Annotated in this window: 26 protein-coding genes; 2 read left to right on the forward strand and 24 right to left on the reverse strand. The window is 32.2% G+C overall.

Translation table 11 applies throughout. The annotated features are described in order from the left end of the window. Positions 1 to 219 precede the first annotated feature (219 nt). Both TICRE_RS10510 and TICRE_RS10515 read left to right on the forward strand, forming a co-directional pair. On the forward strand, positions 220 to 1,119 hold the full coding sequence (locus tag TICRE_RS10510) for a YIEGIA domain-containing protein (RefSeq protein ID WP_075727841.1): 900 nt from the start codon (positions 220 to 222) through the stop codon (positions 1,117 to 1,119). Between the two features lie 16 nt (positions 1,120 to 1,135). Further along, a complete protein-coding gene (locus TICRE_RS10515; protein ID WP_075727843.1) occupies positions 1,136 to 1,327 on the forward strand; it encodes a capping complex subunit for YIEGIA in 192 nt (63 codons plus the stop codon). Between the two features lie 161 nt (positions 1,328 to 1,488). Here the strand turns inward: TICRE_RS10515 and TICRE_RS10520 are convergent, their stop codons facing one another. The 24 genes from TICRE_RS10520 to TICRE_RS10635 form a co-directional block, all read right to left on the reverse strand. Further along, positions 1,489 to 1,758, reverse strand: a complete 270-nt coding sequence (locus TICRE_RS10520; protein ID WP_075727845.1) for a hypothetical protein — start codon at positions 1,756 to 1,758, stop codon at positions 1,489 to 1,491. Positions 1,759 to 1,830: 72 nt separating this feature from the next. Continuing rightward, positions 1,831 to 3,582, reverse strand: a complete 1,752-nt coding sequence (gene arsA, locus TICRE_RS10525; RefSeq protein ID WP_332881343.1) for an arsenical pump-driving ATPase — start codon at positions 3,580 to 3,582, stop codon at positions 1,831 to 1,833. Between the two features lie 15 nt (positions 3,583 to 3,597). Then, positions 3,598 to 3,975, reverse strand: coding sequence for an arsenite efflux transporter metallochaperone ArsD (gene arsD, locus TICRE_RS10530; protein WP_075727849.1), 378 nt, complete (start codon positions 3,973 to 3,975; stop codon positions 3,598 to 3,600). A gap of 21 nt (positions 3,976 to 3,996) precedes the next feature. Further along, the gene (locus TICRE_RS10535) at positions 3,997 to 4,398 is read right to left on the reverse strand and encodes an arsenate reductase ArsC (protein ID WP_075727851.1); all 402 of its coding nucleotides are present in this window, start codon (positions 4,396 to 4,398) and stop codon (positions 3,997 to 3,999) included. A gap of 71 nt (positions 4,399 to 4,469) precedes the next feature. Continuing rightward, positions 4,470 to 5,534 (reverse strand): ACR3 family arsenite efflux transporter, encoded by a 1,065-nt coding sequence (gene arsB / locus TICRE_RS10540; RefSeq protein WP_075727853.1) that lies wholly within the window; start codon positions 5,532 to 5,534, stop codon positions 4,470 to 4,472. Between the two features lie 55 nt (positions 5,535 to 5,589). After that, positions 5,590 to 5,955, reverse strand: a complete 366-nt coding sequence (locus tag TICRE_RS10545) for an ArsR/SmtB family transcription factor (protein WP_075727855.1) — start codon at positions 5,953 to 5,955, stop codon at positions 5,590 to 5,592. 325 nt (positions 5,956 to 6,280) lie between these two features. Then, the gene (locus tag TICRE_RS10550) at positions 6,281 to 6,547 is read right to left on the reverse strand and encodes a helix-turn-helix domain-containing protein (protein ID WP_075727857.1); all 267 of its coding nucleotides are present in this window, start codon (positions 6,545 to 6,547) and stop codon (positions 6,281 to 6,283) included. 13 nt (positions 6,548 to 6,560) lie between these two features. Then, positions 6,561 to 8,387: a VirD4-like conjugal transfer protein, CD1115 family gene (locus TICRE_RS10555; protein WP_075727859.1), complete on the reverse strand. Its 1,827-nt coding sequence runs from the start codon at positions 8,385 to 8,387 to the stop codon at positions 6,561 to 6,563. Between the two features lie 54 nt (positions 8,388 to 8,441). Next, entirely contained in the window at positions 8,442 to 9,851 is a 1,410-nt protein-coding gene (locus TICRE_RS10560; protein WP_075727861.1) for a toprim domain-containing protein, read from the reverse strand. 115 nt (positions 9,852 to 9,966) lie between these two features. Next, entirely contained in the window at positions 9,967 to 11,514 is a 1,548-nt protein-coding gene (locus TICRE_RS10565; RefSeq protein ID WP_075727863.1) for an ATP-binding protein, read from the reverse strand. 86 nt (positions 11,515 to 11,600) lie between these two features. Beyond that, the gene (gene mobP3, locus TICRE_RS10570) at positions 11,601 to 13,298 is read right to left on the reverse strand and encodes a MobP3 family relaxase (protein ID WP_075727865.1); all 1,698 of its coding nucleotides are present in this window, start codon (positions 13,296 to 13,298) and stop codon (positions 11,601 to 11,603) included. Between the two features lie 6 nt (positions 13,299 to 13,304). Further along, positions 13,305 to 13,727 carry a hypothetical protein gene (locus tag TICRE_RS10575; protein ID WP_233120196.1) on the reverse strand — a complete coding sequence of 141 codons (423 nt, stop codon included), beginning with the start codon at positions 13,725 to 13,727 and terminating at the stop codon, positions 13,305 to 13,307. A 407-nt stretch (positions 13,728 to 14,134) separates the two neighbouring features. Beyond that, positions 14,135 to 14,389: a DUF6103 family protein gene (locus tag TICRE_RS10580; protein ID WP_075727867.1), complete on the reverse strand. Its 255-nt coding sequence runs from the start codon at positions 14,387 to 14,389 to the stop codon at positions 14,135 to 14,137. 42 nt (positions 14,390 to 14,431) lie between these two features. Beyond that, the gene (locus TICRE_RS10585) at positions 14,432 to 14,818 is read right to left on the reverse strand and encodes a DUF6103 family protein (RefSeq protein WP_075727869.1); all 387 of its coding nucleotides are present in this window, start codon (positions 14,816 to 14,818) and stop codon (positions 14,432 to 14,434) included. A gap of 12 nt (positions 14,819 to 14,830) precedes the next feature. Beyond that, complete coding sequence (locus TICRE_RS10590; RefSeq protein ID WP_075727871.1) at positions 14,831 to 15,211, reverse strand: DUF3846 domain-containing protein; 381 nt, start codon at positions 15,209 to 15,211, stop codon at positions 14,831 to 14,833. Between the two features lie 11 nt (positions 15,212 to 15,222). Continuing rightward, positions 15,223 to 15,795, reverse strand: coding sequence for a DUF6329 domain-containing protein (locus TICRE_RS10595; RefSeq protein ID WP_075727873.1), 573 nt, complete (start codon positions 15,793 to 15,795; stop codon positions 15,223 to 15,225). A 12-nt stretch (positions 15,796 to 15,807) separates the two neighbouring features. Beyond that, positions 15,808 to 16,917 (reverse strand): C40 family peptidase, encoded by a 1,110-nt coding sequence (locus TICRE_RS10600; RefSeq protein WP_075727875.1) that lies wholly within the window; start codon positions 16,915 to 16,917, stop codon positions 15,808 to 15,810. 4 nt (positions 16,918 to 16,921) lie between these two features. After that, on the reverse strand, positions 16,922 to 17,482 hold the full coding sequence (locus TICRE_RS10605; protein ID WP_075727877.1) for a gamma-glutamylcyclotransferase family protein: 561 nt from the start codon (positions 17,480 to 17,482) through the stop codon (positions 16,922 to 16,924). A 10-nt stretch (positions 17,483 to 17,492) separates the two neighbouring features. Then, the gene (locus TICRE_RS10610; RefSeq protein ID WP_075727879.1) at positions 17,493 to 18,527 is read right to left on the reverse strand and encodes an amidoligase family protein; all 1,035 of its coding nucleotides are present in this window, start codon (positions 18,525 to 18,527) and stop codon (positions 17,493 to 17,495) included. 12 nt (positions 18,528 to 18,539) lie between these two features. Next, positions 18,540 to 19,037 (reverse strand): hypothetical protein, encoded by a 498-nt coding sequence (locus TICRE_RS10615; RefSeq protein WP_075727881.1) that lies wholly within the window; start codon positions 19,035 to 19,037, stop codon positions 18,540 to 18,542. Then, positions 19,037 to 20,857 carry a VirB4 family type IV secretion system protein gene (locus tag TICRE_RS10620; protein ID WP_075727907.1) on the reverse strand — a complete coding sequence of 607 codons (1,821 nt, stop codon included), beginning with the start codon at positions 20,855 to 20,857 and terminating at the stop codon, positions 19,037 to 19,039. Before TICRE_RS10620 ends, TICRE_RS10615 begins: the two co-directional genes overlap by 1 nt. 170 nt (positions 20,858 to 21,027) lie before the next feature. Further along, entirely contained in the window at positions 21,028 to 21,336 is a 309-nt protein-coding gene (locus TICRE_RS10625) for a hypothetical protein (protein ID WP_198927555.1), read from the reverse strand. A gap of 59 nt (positions 21,337 to 21,395) precedes the next feature. After that, on the reverse strand, positions 21,396 to 21,773 hold the full coding sequence (locus tag TICRE_RS10630) for a GNAT family N-acetyltransferase (protein WP_075727885.1): 378 nt from the start codon (positions 21,771 to 21,773) through the stop codon (positions 21,396 to 21,398). A gap of 76 nt (positions 21,774 to 21,849) precedes the next feature. Then, complete coding sequence (locus TICRE_RS10635) at positions 21,850 to 22,407, reverse strand: YdcF family protein (protein ID WP_075727887.1); 558 nt, start codon at positions 22,405 to 22,407, stop codon at positions 21,850 to 21,852. Between the last annotated feature and the right edge of the window lie 154 nt (positions 22,408 to 22,561).

The following is a 22,561-nucleotide window of genomic DNA, read 5'->3' on the forward strand; positions in this document are numbered from 1 at the left end:
TCATAGTTGTCACAACATCATGAGGCTCCTTCCAAATAAGCTTATTTTATTCTTCAAAGGTATTATTAGGAATATGAGCACTTTTATTCATACATTGTTCATTGTCTTTTTAAACCAAATATAAATTCTTTAGCTGAACACATTTAAATGCCATAAAGTTTTGAATAAGATATATACATGTGGGTTAAAATAATAAAAATTCTAATTAGGGAGAATACCATGGAAGAAAAACAAATACTAGAAACTTACGTACTAATATTCATTTCAATGGGAATTATTGTGGGATTTCTTAGTAGACTTTGGATGTTAAAGAGTGATATTAGACAATATCCCACTTTACCAAATGGTTATTTAATACATGTAACAACTGGATTTATTGCTGCAGCTGTGGGAGCTGTTGCATATCCTGCGCTTAGAAGCAAAAATTATGTAGCGGTGACTTTTCTAGCAGCTGCTATTCAACAATTTAGAGATATACGTAAAATGGAACGTGATTCACTTGTATCACTTGAAAGTAGCTCATATACCCCTAGAGGTGAATCATATATTGATGGTATAGCTAAAACTTTTGAGGCTCGTAACTATATTGTTATTATAGTTTCTCTAGCTACTACATTATCTGCATTCGCTCTAAAAAAATTTATTAAGACAAACTGGATTATTATCATATGCTCTGTTTCAATAGGATTCTTAATTGCATATATGTTAAAACAGTATACTAAAGGAGAATCTTTAGGAGACATTATACATATAGAAGAGGTTCCTTTGGAATTTAAAGATAAATATAATTTATATATAGATGATATATTTATAATGAATGTAGGTTTATCGTCAACTAGGGATGTCTTATTAAAAAATGGTATTGGTTTTATCTTAAAGTCTAAAAATGAGAATGCTAATGAAACAATAATTTTAAACCATAGAGGTCAAATTACTGCGCTTGTTCATGAATGTTCTAGATTACTTGGATTGGAGAGACATATACGTACTAGAAGAGATTTTAAAACTGGAAGGGTCGGTCTAGTAATAGTTCCTATTATAAAAGACAGTGAAAAATTAAAAGAAATTATTTTGAATGTACCAATTTTGGAAACCAACAGAAAAGTAAATTTATCGTAAAGTAGGAGATAATATAATGGATAAAAGTCCAATTAAACAAATATTAGCTATAGTAACATTAGATGAAGATGTAGTTGTTAAAGGTGGAGTCCCTATTTTTTTTGCAAGAGATATAGATGAGCAAGAAAAAATTGCCTCTGATTTAGCTAAGCCTTTAAGAGGTAATATCTATGCGCTTGTAAACGGAGTTATTATCATTACTAATTGAATATGTTATAATCATATATTCATACAAAACTAAGCTGATATTTAATGAGATTATTTTACAAGATGTTTTATGTATATTTATATACTGATGAATAAAAAACAAGCTAATGTGTTTTTGCATTAGCTTGTACTATATTGCTTTTACTTTGTTTTATATTCATCTTACCAACCCATATGGTTTCTTCCCATTCCTCTTCTGCTTCCTTGATTATATCCATCACCACAATGATTGTTTAGGTAGCCATTTTCTTCTCCTGCTCTTTTTAGATTATTCTCCTGATATTGTAGATTATCTTCTCCCCATGATTGGGTAAAGTCATTTATCGAGTCGCCATAGAGATCCTTTCCATCTAACGAACCATCTGCATATGCAAATGTTGTGAATAATCCAACTACAATAGCTAAACTAAGAGCCATCATTCCTTTTTTCATTTATATCTCTCCTCCTTGTTTTCTTTAATTAAATTATAGATAAAGATTATGAAGGAATTATGAAGATATAATTTATTTTAATATCTTACTTAAATTTTCACCTTTTAATTCTTCAGGAATCCACTTAATCATTGCAAAATTTCCCTTAGATATTTCATTTACTTTGTTAATCCATTGTGCCTCATTACTGGCTTTCACCTTTAAAATCTCATTTGTTGTGCTAGTTGCGTAGAAACTCGAATTAATAACCCACCACTTACTATATATCCCAGCCCTATTTAAATCCTCTTGTAACCTAGTAGCTTCATAGACTGGGGTAGCTTCTGGCAGGGTAATTATAATAACCTCTGTCAAGTTCTTATCTTTTAACTTAGGTAATAATGATTTAACTGATTTTGGAATATCACCTTGAGTACGTTCAATTTCGTTATTATAGCTTTGAGTTGATTCTAATAATAATAAAGTGTGACCTGTTGGGGCTGTATCGATAACTACTATTGCATCTTCTGAACCTTCTACTATTTCAGCTAATGCTCTAAATACAGCAATCTCTTGAGTACATGGCGATCTTAAGTCTTCCTCTATATAGGCAATATCGTCATCACTCATTGTTTCTCTAGCTTTACTTAATACTTCTTCTCTATACTTTTCCAGCTCTTTTTTCTCATCAATACTACTTATCTTAACACCATGACCTTCTTCTAAAACAAATTTTAAATGTGATGCAGGATCAGTTGTTGTTAGATGTACCTTCTCACCTTTTTTTGCCAACTCCTGTGCAATAGTAGCAGCTATAGTAGTTTTACCTACGCCACCCTTACCCATAGTAAAAATAACCTTTTTATTGGATTTATATAGATCCTCTATTACATCATTAAGATTTAGTATATTATCAATCTTCAATGTTTCATCATTATATTTAATATTATTACTTTTAAATAGGGATCTTATATTTTCTAGTCCAGTTATATTATATGGTCTTAGTGGAATTTCAAAAGTTTCAATATCTTTAAGCCCTATTGGTATATCTTTTAGTGCATCTTGTTGTTTTGTATAGATTGCGTTAGAAAGATAATCATCGTGTTCTTTAAGTATTCCATTTACTATTAATAGTTGATTATCTACTCCTATATCATGTAATTCTAAAGAAGCTCTTTCAGCTTCTTTTAAAGCTGATATTTCAGGGCGAGATATTAGTATAAGTGTAGTTTTTTCTCCATCAGCCAAGTTATCCACAGCATTTTTATAAATCTCTTTTTTGTCTTCAAGCCCTGATAACTGTCCTAAACATGATGCACCATGAGTGCTTTCACTAATAAAGTTGGTCCATGCTGAAGGAAGTTGAAGCATTCTTAGTGTATGACCAGTAGGTGCTGTGTCAAATATAATATGATCATATTTATCTGCTGTTTTTTTATCAGTTATAAAGCTAGAAAACTCATTAAAAGCTGCTATTTCAACTGTACATGAACCCGAAAGTTGTTCTTCCATACTTTGTATTGCTGCATTTGGTAGTTTTCCCCTATATGGTGCTAATACACTTTCTTTATATTCAGCAGCTGCCTCTTCCGGTTCAAAGTTTGCTACTACTAAATTAGGAACTTCTTTTATAGGTATTCCTTTATTATTTAACTCTGTATCAAATACATCTTGAAGGTTAGAAGCAGGATCAGTACTTACAAGCATTATTTCCCTACCACTATCAGCGAGTGCTACTGCAACTGCACAAGCTGTTGATGTCTTACCTACTCCACCTTTCCCCGTAAAAAATAAATATTTAGTTAAATCTATATCTTTTAAATCAAAATTTCTAAAAATAATAATCTTCCTCCTTCTGTTTTAGCAACATCCATCTTCTCCAGAACAACGATTCTTTCTTATAGATGACCTTCTACCTGAGACTACATATTCCTTTGGAACATCAAGAAATTTACAAAACTCTTCATTTGTTGGATATTCTTTTGTCTTTACAACTTTTCCATCAACAGTTGTGATAGGTAAAATATCTATTCCCTCATTGTTTATCAACTGGTTTATTTCTTTATTATCTACAAATATTTTAGGATTGTCAGTTAGATTGTGCCTTTCTATTAATATATCTTTCTTTTTTAGTCTATTTATAACAACCGAAACCCTTAAGAGGTTTTCATCAACTGATGGTCCACAAACCCCTGTTGAACAACACATAGCTGGATCAAAGATTACCATTTTATTCATAATAATACACTCCTCTATTTTCTAAATTTCATTATCTTTTAATCTTCTGATTAGAACTTTTACTTTTTCTTCTATTAAATCTCTAGTTTCTCTAAAATCTTCTATAGTCCCTCCCGAAGGATCTGTAAGTCCCCAATCTTCTTGATGCTTGGAAGGAATAAAAGGACAAATTACTTCACAACCCATGGTTATTAGTATATCTACCTCATCTGGTATCGCTGTTAAAAGCTTAGGGTAATGACTATCCATGGATATTCCTATCTCTTCCATAACCTCTACAGCTAGGGGTTTTACTTCTATATATTCTTCTGTTCCTGCTGAGTAGCTTTCTAATACATCACTGCCTAGATGTCTGGCTAATCCTTCTGCCATTTGTGATCTACATGAATTATGAACACATATAAATGCTACCTTAGACTTCATTTCATCATCCCCTTTTCTTATGACTACATTCGATTATAATCATATAGTCGTGTAAAAATATTTCGTTAATTTTAATTATCCTTTACAGGATTTGGAAACCAATCTCTTGTATTATTAGCTATTTTAACTAATTGAAGCATAACTGGAACTTCAACTAAGACACCAACAACAGTTGCAAGTGCAGCCCCAGAACCTAATCCAAATACTGAAATTGCTACTGCTACTGCTAGTTCAAAGAAATTCGATGCTCCTATCATTCCTGCTGGTGCAGCCACATTATGTGGTAACTTCCACGCTTTTGCCCATAAATAAGCAATAAAGAATATTAAGAAAGTCTGAATGATTAGTGGTATTGCAATTAATACAATATTTAGTGGATTATCAACAATAATTCGTCCTTGAAATGAGAATATAATTATTAAAGTTAACAGCAATCCAATTATTGTTACATTACTAAATTTGGGAATAAAGGTTTTTTCAAAGTATTCTAACCCTTTACTTTTTGTTATTACAGTCCTTGAAATAACACCTGCTGCTAAAGGTATAACTACAAATAAAACAACTGATAGAAATAAAGTACTCCAAGGAATTGATATATTGCTTATCCCTAATAAAAATGCAACTATAGGAACAAATCCAACCAAGATAATAAGATCATTTGTTGCCACTTGAACAAGTGTATATGCAGGGTCTCCTTTAGTTAAATGACTCCAAACAAATACCATAGCAGTACATGGTGCTGCTCCTAAAAGAACGGCTCCTGCAAGATATTCTTTTGCAAGTTCCGGTGGTATAAAGTTTTTAAATACTACATTAAAGAAAAACAAGGCTAATCCATACATAGTAAAAGGTTTAATTAGCCAGTTTGAAACCCATGTAATTACAAGTCCTTTAGGATTTTCTCCGACCTTTTTAATACTGTGAAAATCTACTTTTAACATCATTGGATAAATCATTAACCATATAAGAATTGCTACAGGCACTGAAACCTTTGCATATTCAAAATTTCCTAAAAACTTAGGGATACTTGGTAAGTATACTCCGATAAGTACTCCTATTGCCATACATATTGCTACCCATACTGTAAGGTATCTTTCAAAAAATCCAATACCTACTGGTATTTCCTTTTTTCCCATAATTATTCCGCCCTTCAATTATTATTTAACTACAATCACCTTAAATACTGCTTTTTCATTTAAAGTTAACCTTATTTAATTCCTCTATATTATCACAACTCATGCCACTTTCTTTATATACTGATAATTTTTTCAGATCTCTTGTAAATTTACTATTTCGATCCATTTTAGCTATTAAATATTCATATAGCAACTTATTATCTTCAATAAATTTTGGATCTATCTCATAATATATCCATTGAGACTTCTTTTTAAAAATTACAATCTCTTCATTCCTCAGTCTAGTTAAATGTCTTGATACATTAGATTGAGTTGTATCTAAAATAGCTTCAATCTCACAAACACACAATTCTTCTTTCCGCAGTAAATTTATTATTCTGAGTCTGTTTTCATCCCCTAGTGATTTGAATAAGTTGTCCATTATTTCCACCCTCCAACACATTACTATATTTGATTATACTCATATAGTATTCTTAAATATAATTTTTGTCAATGCTTTTTTATCTTAGTGGAGGTGAATAATAAGATGGATATTACGTGGATATGTTGAACTATTTGATACTTTATCTGATAGGTTACGTTAATACCAAATATCGTATTTTTATTCTTGTATTATTCTTTCTCTGATGTTAAATATATTCTTAAAGTGAGTCCTTCTGGTAGGTTCACTATGGACTCCACCTCAGTCCATTGAAAACACAAACTAATCCCTTGGTGGACAGTTTGTATTTTTTTACCCATGAACATTACCTTTTTAAAAAATATCTGTTAGATGAATTGCTCCCATTCTCCCTATAACGTGGTTCTTTGGTAAGTAAACCACATCGTATAAGATCAGCTATTCCTCGCTTAACCGTACTCCTTGACATAGATGTATCCTTTGCAATGGTATTTATAGCTGGCCAGCATTCACCCTTTGCATCAGTTTTATCTTTTAAATACATATACACCGTCTTCGCACGAGTCGGAAGCTCATCGGCAGAATAGGAGTAAATCGTTCTAAAGTAACTCAAATTTTTCCACCTCCTATGTTCTTAATTTCGGCCTTTTATTATTTTTATTTGATTCCACTTTTGATGAAATTACTGAGTCGTGTGATATTCCTCCCTTTTTTCTTTCTTCAGATTCTAGTTCCTCCACATCTTCCATTTCAAGTATATTGTCTTGATTGATAATATTCTCTTCCAGGGTTCTCTTATCCGCATATGCTACTTTGCGATGAGATTTTTCCTCTATGAAATATGGTTCTCCAAATGAAATACCCCAATCTAAAAATAAATGAAGTACTGTTTTAATTGGATGTGTTCCTGTCTTCATAATTACAAAGCTACCTTTAGGTAATGATTTTAATTCATCAGCTGTCATAAGAGGCCGTTCTATCATCTGTAAACTTTGCGATGGATCATTTTTACCTCTACTGATAGAACCACTCATCACAGTTCTATTTCCCAGGGCTTTGGATAGTACCTGTGCTGTTTCTGAGTTTGGAGCAAATCCTCCAAATATAGTATCTTGACAGTTATCTACAATAATCTCAGATCCTTCTTTACCATAGTTTTTCTGTAGCTGTCCAAAACTTTGAATAATTGGAACTAATGTCAACCTACGAGACCTGCTTGCAGAGAATATAAGCTCTAAGGATTCAATAGGTGGAAGTGTTCCAAGCTCATCACAATAAAATATAACTCTGTTGTTTAGTTTCCCACCTTGCTCATCAGCCACAGATAATATTTCACGATATAGTTGTTGTATCATAAGTGAAACCATGAAATATTTTGTTAAATCTTCTTCTGGGAGTACAATAAATAAAGCTGATTTTTCATTGCAAAACCTTTCTGCATCAATTGCCGTATCAAAACACAAAATCTGTTCCATTTCACTGTCGAGAAAAGCATTCAGTCTTGACAGCACTGTAGATAAAACTGATGCCATTGCTTGCTCTGCAGAGTTTAATGCAGCACCTGCAAACCATCTTGCTTTATGCTCATTTGGCAGTTTATCCATCAGTAACTGAAACTGGCTTTTCCCTTTTACTTTACTTGGTGCAAGTAAGTCCTGCACCATTTTAAATACACTGATAATGTGACGGCAATCTATTACTTTTCCATCTACTTCAGTAGGAGGAAGGTATTCTGCAATTAATAAAATTACTGCAGTAAGCAGTCCTTCTGCTGCATCATAGAAAAATGCATTTTGTCCATAATTAGAACTATCACCAGATGAATTAATAATAGTTTTTGAAATAATCTTTGCATACTTTTCAGCTTTTGCTTTTACAGATAGTTTGTTATTATCTTTTAAATATTCATCCATATACTTATTTACTAAATGAAGCATATTGTTTCCATCACTTCGTGTAGGATTTCTTAAATCAATTACTGCTACATTGTAGCCATAATAATCCTTTGCAATTTTTCCATAGTTTCTAAATAGATCTCCCTTTGTGTCAGTAGTTAGAAAACTCATACCCGTTGCACAAGCATATTCAAGATTTGGATATAAGAAAAAGGCAGTTTTACCAACCCCTGATGCACCAATCATAAGACAATGAACATCATCAGTATCTACAAGTGCTACTACATTATTTTTAGCACCTTTACTACCAAGGATAATTCCCTGCTCTGTTGGTAGATTTTTTCCGTTTCTCCAATCTGCAACATTAAATGGTATATGCTTATATGTTTGTATGACTTCCTTCTTTGTAGCAAACCTAGCTGTACCATGCTGACCATCTCCAACAGTTTTTGATTTAATTCCATTTAAAGTGTAGTAATGGGCGAGTAATGAAAGACCCCCTATCACTGAAAACATTAAAGCTGATATGCCAATAAGCATATATACTTGTGATACCATATGTTAAACCTCCTTTTCCAGTTGTATCATAGCGATGCACCACCGTTATTTTTATTACATAGTCATCTCTTTTATTTGCCTATGCACTTTTTTCTGTTCATTTAATTCAATTAGAATAACTGCTTTCAAACAGTTCTGTGCAATAGCTTCATAACTTTCTGCAATGCTTGTTTTTTCTGTCTTAGAAAGTATCCCTTGATACTTACCAATATTCATAAGTTCTTGCCCAATAATATCTAACCGACTATTAATTCTATTACGATTCTCATATGCCTTGAATGTGTAATATAATCTTTCTTTAACAGTATCTATATCTTCACTGACATCCATTTGTCTATATTCCTTTGCAGCTACATGCAAAGAAAAAGCAGATAGTTGTTTTAACGATTCAACCATCTGCTCTGTATTATTTGTTTTACACTTACAAAATAAGTTATTTAGTTTCAATAGGGAATAGTCTGTATTTTTAAGTTCCGAGGTAAGGGAATATATCTCTAAACAACTTTCATCTCGTAAGAGATACTGAGGATGTTCTTCTGATGGAATTGCTGGGAGATTATAACTTGCCTTTATGTCTTCATTCCAGTCTTTATATTTTGGAACTAGTTTATCACACTTAATTTTCTTATCCATTAATATATCATTAAATTTTTCACTAGTTTCAATTCCCGTTACATCATGATCTAAGCATAATATTACATGGGTAAGATTTGGATTTGTTTCAAGTATCTTCATCATCGCCTGTTCAGATACCCCACATAATGACACATAACTATGTTGCTCCCAATCTTTTTTATACATGGTAATAAAGGACAGCATATCAATGGGTGCCTCAAATACATAAAGTCTGTTACTTTTACCAATATAATTAAAACTATAGCCAGGATCACAACTATCTACATTTCCTTTGAAGCTCCTACCTTTAGTATAAACGCCATGTTTATGTGCATGACGTGGAATTCCATTTTCATCGAACCCTACAAATACTGCATTATGATATTCCTTTGTTTTGTCCTGAGATTGCTCACAACTTTCATAAAGTATCTTTTCCTTTGCAAATGAACTAATTACATCTCTATCTATATGCCTTTGTTTAATAAGATAAGCAAATACTCTTCTCATATCAGAATGACTTTGAGGCAATGTAAAAGGCTTTCTTTCCCCCTGTTCTTTTATATCTGCCACCTTATATATTTCACCTTGTTCACCACCAAGTAATCTAGTTACAGCATCTGGAAAACTCAGTCCATAAAAACTTTGTAAAAAATCAATAGCAAGTCCACCTTGGTCCGTTTCATGATCATACCATCTATTTCCTCTAACAGTAATACTACGATCACTAGCAAGTCTTTTTTCCCTACCTGATCGCAACAATTTTTCTCCATGCCTTTGTAAGAAATCCACAAGATCAATCTCATTTGCTCTTTGCTTTTGTTCCTCTGTAAAATGAATATAAGTACTCATCATTTCCTCCTTTTAAAATTAAATTTGAATTTAAAAATGACCCTCAAAAAATAAAAGGTCATTTTTACATATTATTTATTTTTAAATTATCTTATTTCAATAAAAATCACATTCACTATTGTGCAGTTTCTGCATTCTTATTTTCATTAATAAAATATCTCATAAGACATATTGATTCTTTTAACTGTTCTGTGCTATACCTTGGATTATGTGTGTTTTCTGGATGATGAATTTGGTGCCTAATGTATTCTGTTAAAGTTATTTGTGTCTCTCTAACATTATTATCTCGCATTATCTTTTTATACTGAATTGTAGGTTGCTCAGATTTGTAAGAAACTAATTGCTCTTCCGCCTCTATAAATCCATATAACTCATTATGATATTCCTCCGAAACTTCTGAAAAGGCTAAGAAGTTCACTTCATTTAAAGAAGGATATGGTAATTCCATTGGTGAAATATTTTCAATAACTCTACCAGTCTCACCAGTTGAAATTAACCTTAAATTTTCGAATTCTAATTCTTTAACACAATTTGCACTATGTGTTGTAATTATTATTTGCGTATTCTCAGATGAAGCCAATTCTATAAATGCATTTATCAACATCTTTTGATGTTCAGTATGTTGTGAAGTTTCAGGCTCCTCAATTGCATAAATAATGCCTTCACTATTTGTTTCAGCTCTCCTACGCTCTGCTTCTGCTCTGAAGAAGTTTAATAAAATTAAACGTTTTACACCACTCCCTCTTTTATTAATCGGAATATCTTCATCTCCTGAAATAGACACATTTTTAAAAACATCTGTCCATTTAAGGCTTTCTAACGGTGGAATCACAGGATTTAAACTATTAGCCACATCGGGATTCATTTCTCTCAATTTTTCTAGGGTTCTATCTGAAACCTCTTTAAGTTTAACTTCTACTTCGGCGGCAACATCATTTAACTTTTGTCTTAGTTCTTCATTCATTAGAATCTGTTTTACAGCTTCTTTTAATGGATCTTGTACTTCACTATCACCATCACTATTTTTTCTGTCTGATTGAAATAAGGAGTAAGTTGGCAGGTATCTTTGTAGTTTTTCCCAAATAGGTTTTGTATCACCTTTTGTAATATCAATTTCTATTTCACTTAATTGTAAATCATCAGTATAATGATTCCAAATAGCTTCTCGCATAACAGCATTTTTTGTTTTATCATCACAAATAATATCATTACTTTCTATTATTTTCCTAAGCTCAGTATCCTTTTTCTGAAGAAGATTATTACATTGGGTGTTTGTTGGATGATATGCTTTAATAAAAACCTTTTGAACACCAGCATTGGGATACTTCTTAATTATTTCAAGTTGCCCATTTATATTAGTTAAATATTCAGCTTCCAATGTTGTTTCATTTGTAGCATCAATAATAATTTTATTTGGTAGTTCTTCAAATGAAATAGAAAAAGAAATCTCGGTTTCTCCTTCTTGAACTGCTCGTTTATTTATATCCTCTTTATCCATCTTTATTATCCCTTTTCCTTCATTTAAAAAGATATCAAGAGCTTCTAATATTGTAGATTTTCCTATATCATTCTTTCCAACGAAAGTTGTTAAATCACAAAATTCGACCGACATTTCATCTCTGTAACCCCTAAAGTTTTTCAACCTCAATGTTTTCATCTTCATAAGTACCCTCTCCTTATTAGTAGTTTATGGAAAATTCCATCTCGGTTAAAAGTATATCACACTTTGCTATTTCTGGCAGATTCCAGCTACAATTTCAGCTCATTATCATTTCTCTTATGTCCCTGTCCAACTTTCTTTTCCCTCAATTTTCTCATAAGCTTACTATCAATCTTCAAGCCTACTCCCGATGATTTAAGTGGAATGTTATCTTCAAATATTTTACTCATATGGTGTAGCATCTTTGAAGCTACAAGGCAAATGGATGGATTCTCAAACCTGTCCATATTTTCAAGAAAAGACTTTGCATATTCATTTCCTTGTTCTGCTGATAGATTAAAGTACTGTTTTGCCATTTCTTTATCTTCTGGTATATATTTTCCCATCAAATATAGCTTCCCTAACATATACTGTGCAAACTGATTTCCATTGTCTGATCCTACCATTAAATATTTAATAGCCTTTTTAATATCTTCTTCATCTGGATTTTCTCCTTCAAGAATTAACTTTGCACGAATACAATAAATAAATGTGTTTTCTAAAATTAGTTTTATATCTACTGCATTGTTATCTATAATGGCTGTATCATTTGTAATTAAACCATCTACTCCTCTATCATTTGCAATGACAGCAGCATCATTAACTTCTTCAAATGTAATAATCCCTTTGTTTAGATTATCAGCTTCCTTGATTATCATATTTTTAATTGACTTGAATTCTTTTTGCTGTGATAAAGGAATAGGTTCAGGTAGATTATCCATATAGCTGTGGAGTACTTCATTACGCATTTCATACCACAAATCATATGCCTTACTAACTCTTTCATCTTTTGCAAGCTCATCTACAATCTCATCTACCATTGCTTTTAAGTTTGGTTGCAAGTATCCATACTGTTTTTTACCTTTACTAAGTTTCAAACGTTCTGCAAGATTTATAAATTGTTCTTCAATTTTACTATTTTGTAAAATGCCACTTTTTATTTCACCGATTGACTGTAATAACAGTTTTTCAGATTGTACCTTCAGCTCATCTCGTCTTTTACTTTGTTCTATATAGATTTCCTTTAGCTCTTGACCAAAGATATTTTTTACAAATCCTGACTTCATCTTTTCTATACCATTTTTAGTTAAGTATCCTTCTTTTGGATCTGTTGAATAACAAACCATATGAACATGGGGATGATGTCCCTCATTATGAAATGCTGCATACCATCTAAAGTTCTCAGGCTGTATCTTTAATGATTCAGCAATATCTATTGCATAGTAAGAAAGCATATTATGCCAGCTTTCGGCATTATCAAAACTAAGCCTTGTAGCATCTTCCCGTCTTAGTGAAATAATTGGAGTCCATACATTGCCCTCATGATTTGCAACTGCATCTGCTATTCTACTAAGAACAAGATTATCATCTCCACCAGTAAATAAGCCATGTTTTCCTATTCTTTCTGCCCCTGGTCTATTTGCAATATAATCCACATAGTTTTTTCGTTTTCCAATCTTACCAAAGTTTTCTTCTACTGCTATAGAAATAAATTCAGAGGCATTTTCTATTGTAGGATTCTTTATATAATCTTCATACTCAAATAAATTTTTAGTATTTGGAAACTCTTTAATTATTTGATTTATTAATTGATTTTGTTTTTCTGAGGATAAGTTATCTATATCTTTAACTAGTATTTTTTCTACTCCATCACGAGTCGCAATATAATTTACTAAATTTCCAAGATGGGCTGATGCTCTTTTACTTCCACCTTTAAAATAAGGACATTTTAAAATTAGCTTTGCCATAGATTATCACTCTCCAATTCCTTGCTGAAACTTTATCGCCTCCTCCATAGATATCTTTCCTCTTGTCTTTCTTACTTCCTGCACACATCTTCCCCTAAGACTTCCAAGTTCTTCATCACTAATTTCTAAACCTGCTGCAAGTATATTCATCATCATACTCATTTCAACTGATAGTCGAAATAAATTATTAGCATTTCTATTTTCTGTTTCTTTAAGTATTCCCTGCATAGCTGAGATCAGTATTTTAGATAGATATCCTGTAGTATCTTCAGTTACTAAATATCCCATATAAAAATTTAAAGCCTTATCTATAAATTCACTTCTACTTTTACAATTATCCCTTTCCAATAAACTATCCATTTCATCCATTGTCTCAGGATATAACCATACTGCTGTCCGTTTTTTTACTGAATTCTTTTTCTCTGTCAATTTATCACACCTCAAACATCTATTAGTTCTCCTTGACCACCTATAGGGTACACCTATCAAACCTTTGTTTTATGGGGTTATTACTAGATAACAACCACCTATGACAGCATAACCCTTATTTTCCGACCACCTATCTTAAATCCTTCACCCACGGCACTGCCAGGGGATGTGGCTGGAAGGTGGAATGTTTTGACCACCTTCCTTTATCCTGCACTAAAATCAATAGGGTGGTTCACCCCTATTCCCCATATTAAATGCCTTATAATAAATTGTTAAACCAATTTAATAGTACCACCAATTTGTCGGCACACTTCCCCCAACCTTCCAATTACTTCACATTAGGTATAAACATACCACATACCTCATTTAAATCGCACACAGGGGCAACGTGGCTCTCAAAGCTTGTCTTATTCTTGTATTATAGATGGGTTACTGGATTCCACCTGCTTTTTAGTAGATTTCTTAGGTTTTCTCTTCCTTTTTTCCTCTTCTTGCTTATCGTCAATATATTCCCTCACATTGGCTGGGACATATTTATCATAAAGTTTTTCTAGTTGATCCACTAATTCATCTTCTAAGTCTATTTCCTTTTTCTCCATATAGGTCTTAACTGCCCTAAGTTTTTCAGCATTAAAACTTATTTTCATAGATTCCTTTTTCATATTGAGATCCTCTCCTTACCCATTTTTACACATTTCCACTAACTACATGGTCATTACCATTCCCTGATTTTCTTCTTGGACTTGTTCTACTACTTCCCCATCCTCTACTGGCTCATTGACTACTTGCCCTTCTATTTCTTGAGATTTTGTTGCCTTTCTTCTACCTTTACTTGTATCATTTTTTGTGTTTTCGGATATAATTTCATTATTTACTATAGTTATTTCAGCCTGAAGTTCTTCTCCGTTATCATTTCTGTCTAGGTATCTTCTAGTTGGTGCCGGTACATATTTTTGATAGATACTATCCACATACTTCTGTAATTCTCCTTCTACTGTTAGTTCCTTTTCACCCATATAAAATCTTAATGCTTCCAATTTTTCATTTGGAAAACTTACTTTTAATAGAGTTTTTTCATTTGGAGCACTCATCTATTTCCCCCCTTAAAATTCAAATTCTCTAAACTCCATCCAAGCTTGTGCCTCTGGTTCTTCCCCAGTAAACTCTTGGATTTCACTAAATTCTTTTTTATATTGTTCCACTTGCTCATCTGTTAAAGATATGAATTCTCCATCATTGCTATCTCCTACAATAAAAAAAGGACCAGCAATTATATCATTACCGACCCTTCGATTAAGCTCCATACCATTTAACTTCCCTTCTTCATTACAAACTAAAATGCAATCTTCATCTAAATAAATACATTCAAATAAGCCTTCAACCTCTCCTTGGATACCTTCTAAATCATTATTTATTTCCTTTTCATAAGATACTTTTTGTGGCTCAATTTTTAGAATTCTAATCCTTTCTTCTATCTTTCCCATTTATCTTCCCCCTACATTTTCATATTTTGTTCTATTCCATCATCTATAATGCTTAGATGTTCACTATAAAACATCATATCAAAGCAGTCATCTCCAATTTCTAATTCAGCCAACTCTTCCCTTCCTTCTAGTTCAGCTAATAGCATTGTTCCTATTCCATTATTCTCATTTATAACTAATCCATGGTTTTCTTCTATCTCATCGAAGTATATTACCCAGCTTCCATTTGATGAATTCTCTGTAGCTTCCTCTATCATTTTATCTACAACCATGGCTATATGATTATCAATATATGATTTTATATTTGGTAAAAATGCTGTATATCTTGCATAATCAAATCCTTGGCTATCTATTAAAATCCCATCACCACTATCCATATTAAGTGCCAATAAGCCATGAACTTGTCCAGCTGAATCTATATACATCTCATCTTGCCTATCTTTAATAAAATCTCTGCCCTTTAATAAACCCATACTAAATTTTTCAAATTCCTCTTGATTCATTAATTCAATTCCTTCAATTATACAATCATTTAAATTAAATTTATTTATCTTTCTTTCAAAGAACCCCTTTGTTCTTAACATTTGAATCCTCCTTTATTTTAAAATATGTGGCCTAGCATAAAGAACTTGCTTATTAGAATCAAACAAATCTCTATATACTACCTTGCCTTTAGAGTAAGATGCATCTATAACCTTGCCACCTCCTGCATAGATTCCTACATGGGTTATGTTCATAAATCTGCCATTTGGTTTGTGACTCCAAAATACTAAATCCCCAGCTACTAGATCTTTCTTTGAAACAGTAATCCTTTTATTTATACAAAACCTAGCCTGTTCTGCTGCAGTTGCTGGGATATTAATTCCTATCTGTCTATAGATCCATAGGGTTAGATAAGAGCAATCGGTGAACCTACCTTGTCCCCTTTTTTCTTGTGAATAAGGATCTCCTAATCTTGACATTGCCAATTGCACAATCTTAGATCCTTTATCACTATTGGGTAAATCATTATATAAATCTTCTAATTCTTCAGGGGTTAAGCCTTGAGTCCAGTCTTCCCACTCTATAAAATTATCCCCTTCATTAGGTGCAGGAGTTCCATATTTTATCCTATAATAGATTTCATTTGCATTTGCCATACTCTCATAAGGCACTTCTATTCCCATTTTATTTTCTATATTCTTATAGATTTCTGATAGATTAGTTATAGGTATAGCTACTTCATATGTTTCCTCATATTCATTTCCTTCTTCATTAATTACCGCTCTTTTTCTTTCTTCATAATTTACAAAACAATTCACATATTTCCCCTGATCTATCTTTGAAGGATGGCTTTCGCCGAAATACAGAGAATAAAAAATAGCCTTTACTCTAATTGAGTCTAGACTATCCCCATCTTCCATTTGGCTATTCTTATCTTCGATTTTACTATCTAAAACTGTGAAGCTACTACGCATATCCCCTATATGTCCTCGGTACTCTTCAGGCATTTTACTAGATATACTTCCTCCATTAAAAGATAAATCTAAAGCATTATTATTGTGATTTGTAGTTCCTGAAAGTAAACTTACTATAACAACAATGATTAAAATAAATGGAGATAGTATGGCTACAATAGTCCATCCTATTCCTTTTCTTAATCTTTCATCTGACAGAGCAGTTATTGTTGCCTTAGTAATTAGACCTAATGTTCCAGGGTCAGCCATTTAATCACCACCATTTCATTCCATATATATCTACTTGATCATTCTTTTCTTGAGCTTTATCCTCCTTAACTTCTTCTATTACTTTCTCACAAACTTTCATTTTCTCAATGCTTTTTTCTACTGCATTATATAAAATATCTGTATTAAATCCTGAATCAGTATAACCTCTTTCTATGGTTTCTAAATAAAATTCAGAAGGGTTTCCATACTGATATCCCGGTGTCATTATATATACCATGGCTAGAATAGGATTATCATCTAAAGTAATTTTCATTTCTTTTTTTCCATAAAAATTTGGATATCCTTCATATCTATCTAAAGCCTTTTCATCTTCATCTTTTATATCCCATATTAATACTGGAACTATACTTCCTTCACATGGTTCAATAGTTGCAACTGCACTTGATTTTGACCCTTTAAATACTAATTCATAATCCTCTATTTCTGTTCTTCCAATAACTCTTGCAGTAGGACATCGCTTCTTCATTTGTGATAGATTTAGATTACTTCCATATGCTATATATAATTTATTAATTGGGTCTATCTCCCTATTTATTCCCTCCATCTTAACCTCCTCACTGATTCATAAGCATAGTAAAAGCAGGAGTTTCCTCCTGCTCATTAATGTCTATTTCTTCATTTTCTATTTCTATTTCTTCTCTTATAAGTTCTTCTTCCCTCTTTTTTCTTAATCTTTCTTTTTGTGCTTCAGCTTGTTCTGGTGACTTCCAAGCTATATTTCCTTCTAGATTATCTAGAAGATGTTTTCTAGCTGTTTTAAACTCATCTCCTATTAATCCTAATCTTAAAAGCCATACTCTAAAGGTATATTTCTCATTTTCTGATACAGTTTTCTTAGGACTTGCAAACTTTTGATTATAGGCCTGTGCCGTTACAGCCATGCAAAATTGAAGATATGCTTTCAGTTTCCCTGCATGAAGGGATCCATTAAAGGCCCTAAATTCTATTGTTCCCTTTTGAAATACAGAATGTAAATTTAAACATTTATATCTGCTATCATGATAATGCTGATGACTTCCATCCCTCCCCTTATACCAAATATTTTGGATACCACTTATGGTTTTGGGTTTCTTTTTATTTAATTCCTCTAGAAAATCATTATCTATTTTCTTGCAATATCTTCTTTCTCTTTCTGAATCTACCTTTAAAGCTTTGTATATCATGTCTTCCTTTGCAACTACAATATTGACAAGATTCCTAAGTTGATAAGCCTCATATGGTGCTGCATTTATATGGACATGGATACCACATGACTTATTGCAAAATGCTCCTGCTCCTCTTAACTTTCTTATCATTTCTTGGATATCTTCTATATCTTCATAGAAGCATATAGGACTTACTAACTCAACACTATACTCCCTACTGGCTGCTTGCTTTCTGCCAGCTACTTTCTTTTGGCAATTAATACTGGAATCACGTACCAACTGCCATTTCCTATTTTTATTATCTCTCACTAAATATATTCCATATCCAGCCCCCTCATACTCTACATTTCCATTTAGATATTCCCCTATAACCTCTGCTGCTCTTTTTCTTGTAATGCCTGTCATTTCAACTTCTACTCCAAACTTTTGCTCCCTTAAATCCATATGTTCACCACCCTACCATAGTTTTTTTCCTTTGATTATATCTATGGCATTTTCATATCCTCTATCTTTACAAGCTATATCTATAAGATCTGTAAGTCTTTCATCCCTCCAAGAATCAATTAATTCCCCTAAGCATTTATCATGAAGTTCATTAATTTTACATATGGTTTCAATAATTATTACTTCAATTTCTATATCTAGAGAGTTATTGCTATTATTTAGATCCTTAATATTATCAATAAAATTATCTAGAATAAGATCTAATTCTTCTATATCCTTTTCATTGTAGTAATAGTAATTAAGGAATGGATTCTCATATTCCTCACCATTAATACATTTCTTTATCTCTTTTAATAAACTTGATCTTTTCTTTATATCTGCTTTTAAATACTGCTCCATAAAACAAAGCAAGTCATTATCTCTATTTGGAGTATAACTAATGCACACCCTCAAATCGTCTATAATGCCTTGCTTTTGGTTTCTCAAATATTCTATTTTTTCTATCTTCACTACCTACCACCTGCTTTTCCAAATAGTTTTTCTTTATATGATGGAGCATGAACCGCTAAATTATATCTTTCATTACCACATTTATATAAACAAACTCCCCTCTGTGGAAATTTTATAAGATTATATTCTGATTCCTCTAACTGCAATGTATCCATATAAAACTGCTTATCAATGTTTCCTGCATTAAATAAAAAAGCATGTGCTGGAATAGAAAACAGTGGCTTAGTAAGTTCCTTAATTCCTTCAATATTGAAGTCTTCAAGGTTTTGACTACTAAGTATGACTGCTGATTCTTTCTTTCGCACTCGCTTCATAAAATTACGAATATATTCAATTGCTGTTGGATTAGTTAAGAATAAATATAGTTCATCTATCCCTGCTGCAGTGTTTCCTTCAGTAAGAAGTTTATCTGACATAAAAGACAATACATTAAATAATAAGGCATTTTTAACATTTTTACTGGCTTGAAGTAAACCTTTCACTCCAAATACAATAAATCTATTAGATGTTATATTTGTATGTCCATTAAAGAATTTACTCTCTGCACCTTGGCACATGGAATGAAGTCCAAGGAGTATTTCTTGCAGTAATTCCTTGGTATAAAGTTGGTGCTTATCAATATCATAGCTTTTATACTCTTCTTCTATAAGCAGATAAAAGTCTGAAAGAATAGGGTAATCTTCTGATTCTAATTTACTAAAATCAGTACTATCGCTGATCTTATATCTTCTATAAAGTTTTCCAAGCATAATTTCTATTACATCAATATGCTTATCATCAAAGTCTTTATATGACCTGAAAAAGTCCTTTAAGAAACTTATATGCTGGCTTAGCTTAGTTGCTTGTTTAAAGGTAATAGGTGCATCTTTATCTAGTGGATTTCCTCCATCATCCCATGTTTTAGGTTCCAGTGGGTTTATCATATATTCTCCACTCATTAAATCTACAAAACATCCTCCAATGTTTTCTGCTAGTTCCACATATTCATGCTCAGGATCTAGGCATATTACATTCTTCCCTGATTCTAAAATATTACAGAGTATCAGTTTTAATAAATAACTTTTACCCTGTCCTGAATTCCCCAAAATCAGAATACAAGGATTGGTCTTATCATCATCTCTTTTATCAAAATCCACAATAATATTTGATCCAAATTTATCCCTTCCTAAATAAAAACCATTAGTATCTGTCTTTCCTGAATAGTTAAAGGGATATAAGTTAGCCACTGAAGATGCAGGGAGTACTCTTTCAAACTGAATTCCAAATATATTTCTTCCTGTTGGACCAACACATAAAAATCCTTGTTGTTGTCGAAGCATGAGCCTATCTACATTCAATTTACTCCTTACAAGTTCCGTTAATACATCTGTTTGTAGTAGTTTCAAACTATCATAATCGCTAGAAATAAGTTCAATATATACTGCACAATGAAATAGTGGCTCCCTATTTCTATGCATTGTTGATACTAAAGTTACCACATCTTGCAGATTGCTTTCTGCCGTTACTGTTTGCTGTAAATCATTTGTATTTGAAGTGTTCATTCTATTTTTATTGGCTGCATTATGAATTATTTTCTTTTCTTCATTTGGTGTTACCTGCCTTGTATATATCCTAAGGGTAACTCCATCTTTTTCCCCAAGGTGTCGAAGGATAGCTTGTTCATTGGTACTTGTAGGGTATTCTCTTAAGGCCCATACACATCTGTAGGTGTTCCCACAGATGAAATGATCTGTATTAAATTTAATAATAGCTGGTGCAATCATGTCTATAAAAGATTTAATTTTTTCATCTTTTATAATAGGTATCTTCTTTTTTGCCATATTATTACCTTCCTTCCATCTCTTTTCTTGCATTAAAAAAAGCCCCACATTAAATGTGTAAGGCTCGATAATATATAAGAAATATATAGGTTATTTCATAACATTGATCTATAATTTTACAAATGAATTTGATTTGTGAACTTCATGTTATACTCATTATGAGAAGTAATTTAAGACTGTCTACTATGAAAAATAAGCTCTTTCCCCTTCTCTTTTGCATATGAAATTTCATTAGCAACTGATGTGCCAATATAACCATCAATATCAACAATATAAACAGCATCGCAAATATCTATTTTCCTATAATGTGCCGCAACAAGGCGCTTTTGTGCCTCGTCAGTTATAGGCTCATTTTGCTCATTATAGATGCATTGGAGTACATTAAATCCTTTTTCAACCTCTAGTCTCCAAGCAATCTGTTTCATTTCCTCTGCAAATTTCATACTACCACAAATTGTTATAGTTTTCATTTTGTTCACCTCATCAAATAGAAATAATCTCCCCTCAAATTCTTATTTATCCACATCTTATATGTCTTTTATTGGTTGCTAGGTGAAACACGAAGATGATACTCACTTATCCCATGCTTTCTAAAGAATTGCAAAGCATATCTATGAAGTTCTTTGCCTAGTCCCAAACCACGTTTCTCAGGGATTAAATAATATAGATTTGTATATCCTATTGTTTTCCCCTCATATTTCCTTATAGTAAGTTCAATTTGTCCAATTGGTATTTCATCTTCCCAAGCCATAACAAAACCATCAGGAAACTCACTTGCACTTGCCTTAATCCAGTTAAGATATTCCTCTTCATCTCCAAATTCTTCATCCGTACCAAAGCTTACTACAAAGGAATCTCTTCGGAAAAGTATTATATAATCTCTATGTTTCTTAATATCTATAGGCTCAAATTTCATAAAGTCACCCTTTTCGCTTTAATAATTACGACATATAATATTTTTGATGAGATACCTAATATAAAGAAGAACTAAATTAAACCCACTTATTTATCTTATCCTCAAAGTAAATCCCTATCTTTACCACTTCATTCATAACGATTCTAATACTATTCTCGTTTAGAGTCCAATTTTCTTTTGATATTCCTCGTTTATCTATTACCGGGCATATATAAAAATTAACACCTGAGGGAAAAACTGATTTGTAAGTTAATAATGCTCTTCTTGCATGATATGTTTTACATACTAAGATAACATTCTCTATTGCAATATCTAACGTTTGTAATACTTTTAATGAATACTTTGCATTTTCAAATGTGTTTTTTGCTTTATCTTCCTTTAAAATTGATTTTTCGGGTATTCCTGAGTTGATACCTATTCTTCTCAAGTAACCCCACTCTGTCTCGTTACTAGGTAGTTTAGAATTCCTTCCCCCACTTGGTAGCATATATTTAGCAAATCCATCGGTATAGAGTTCTACTGCTTTTTCCATAAGTTGAGGCTGGCTTGCTCCTGGTATTAGTATTATATCTGACTTTTTTATATCAGATTCAGCAAATATAAATTCACTTATACAATCGAATGGATATTCCAAAACCATTCCCCCTTTTATATATATTTTTAGCTCGTTGCAGAACTCTGTAGCGAGCTATTTTACTGCATTTCAATCTATTGAAATGGCTGGGATTCCCCCGATTTTGGGTATATATACAGTATCAAGTTGTTTATAACTCAAAACGGAAATTGAA

Source organism: Tissierella creatinophila DSM 6911 (genome assembly GCF_001940565.1).
GTDB lineage: Bacteria > Bacillota > Clostridia > Tissierellales > Tissierellaceae > Tissierella_A > Tissierella_A creatinophila.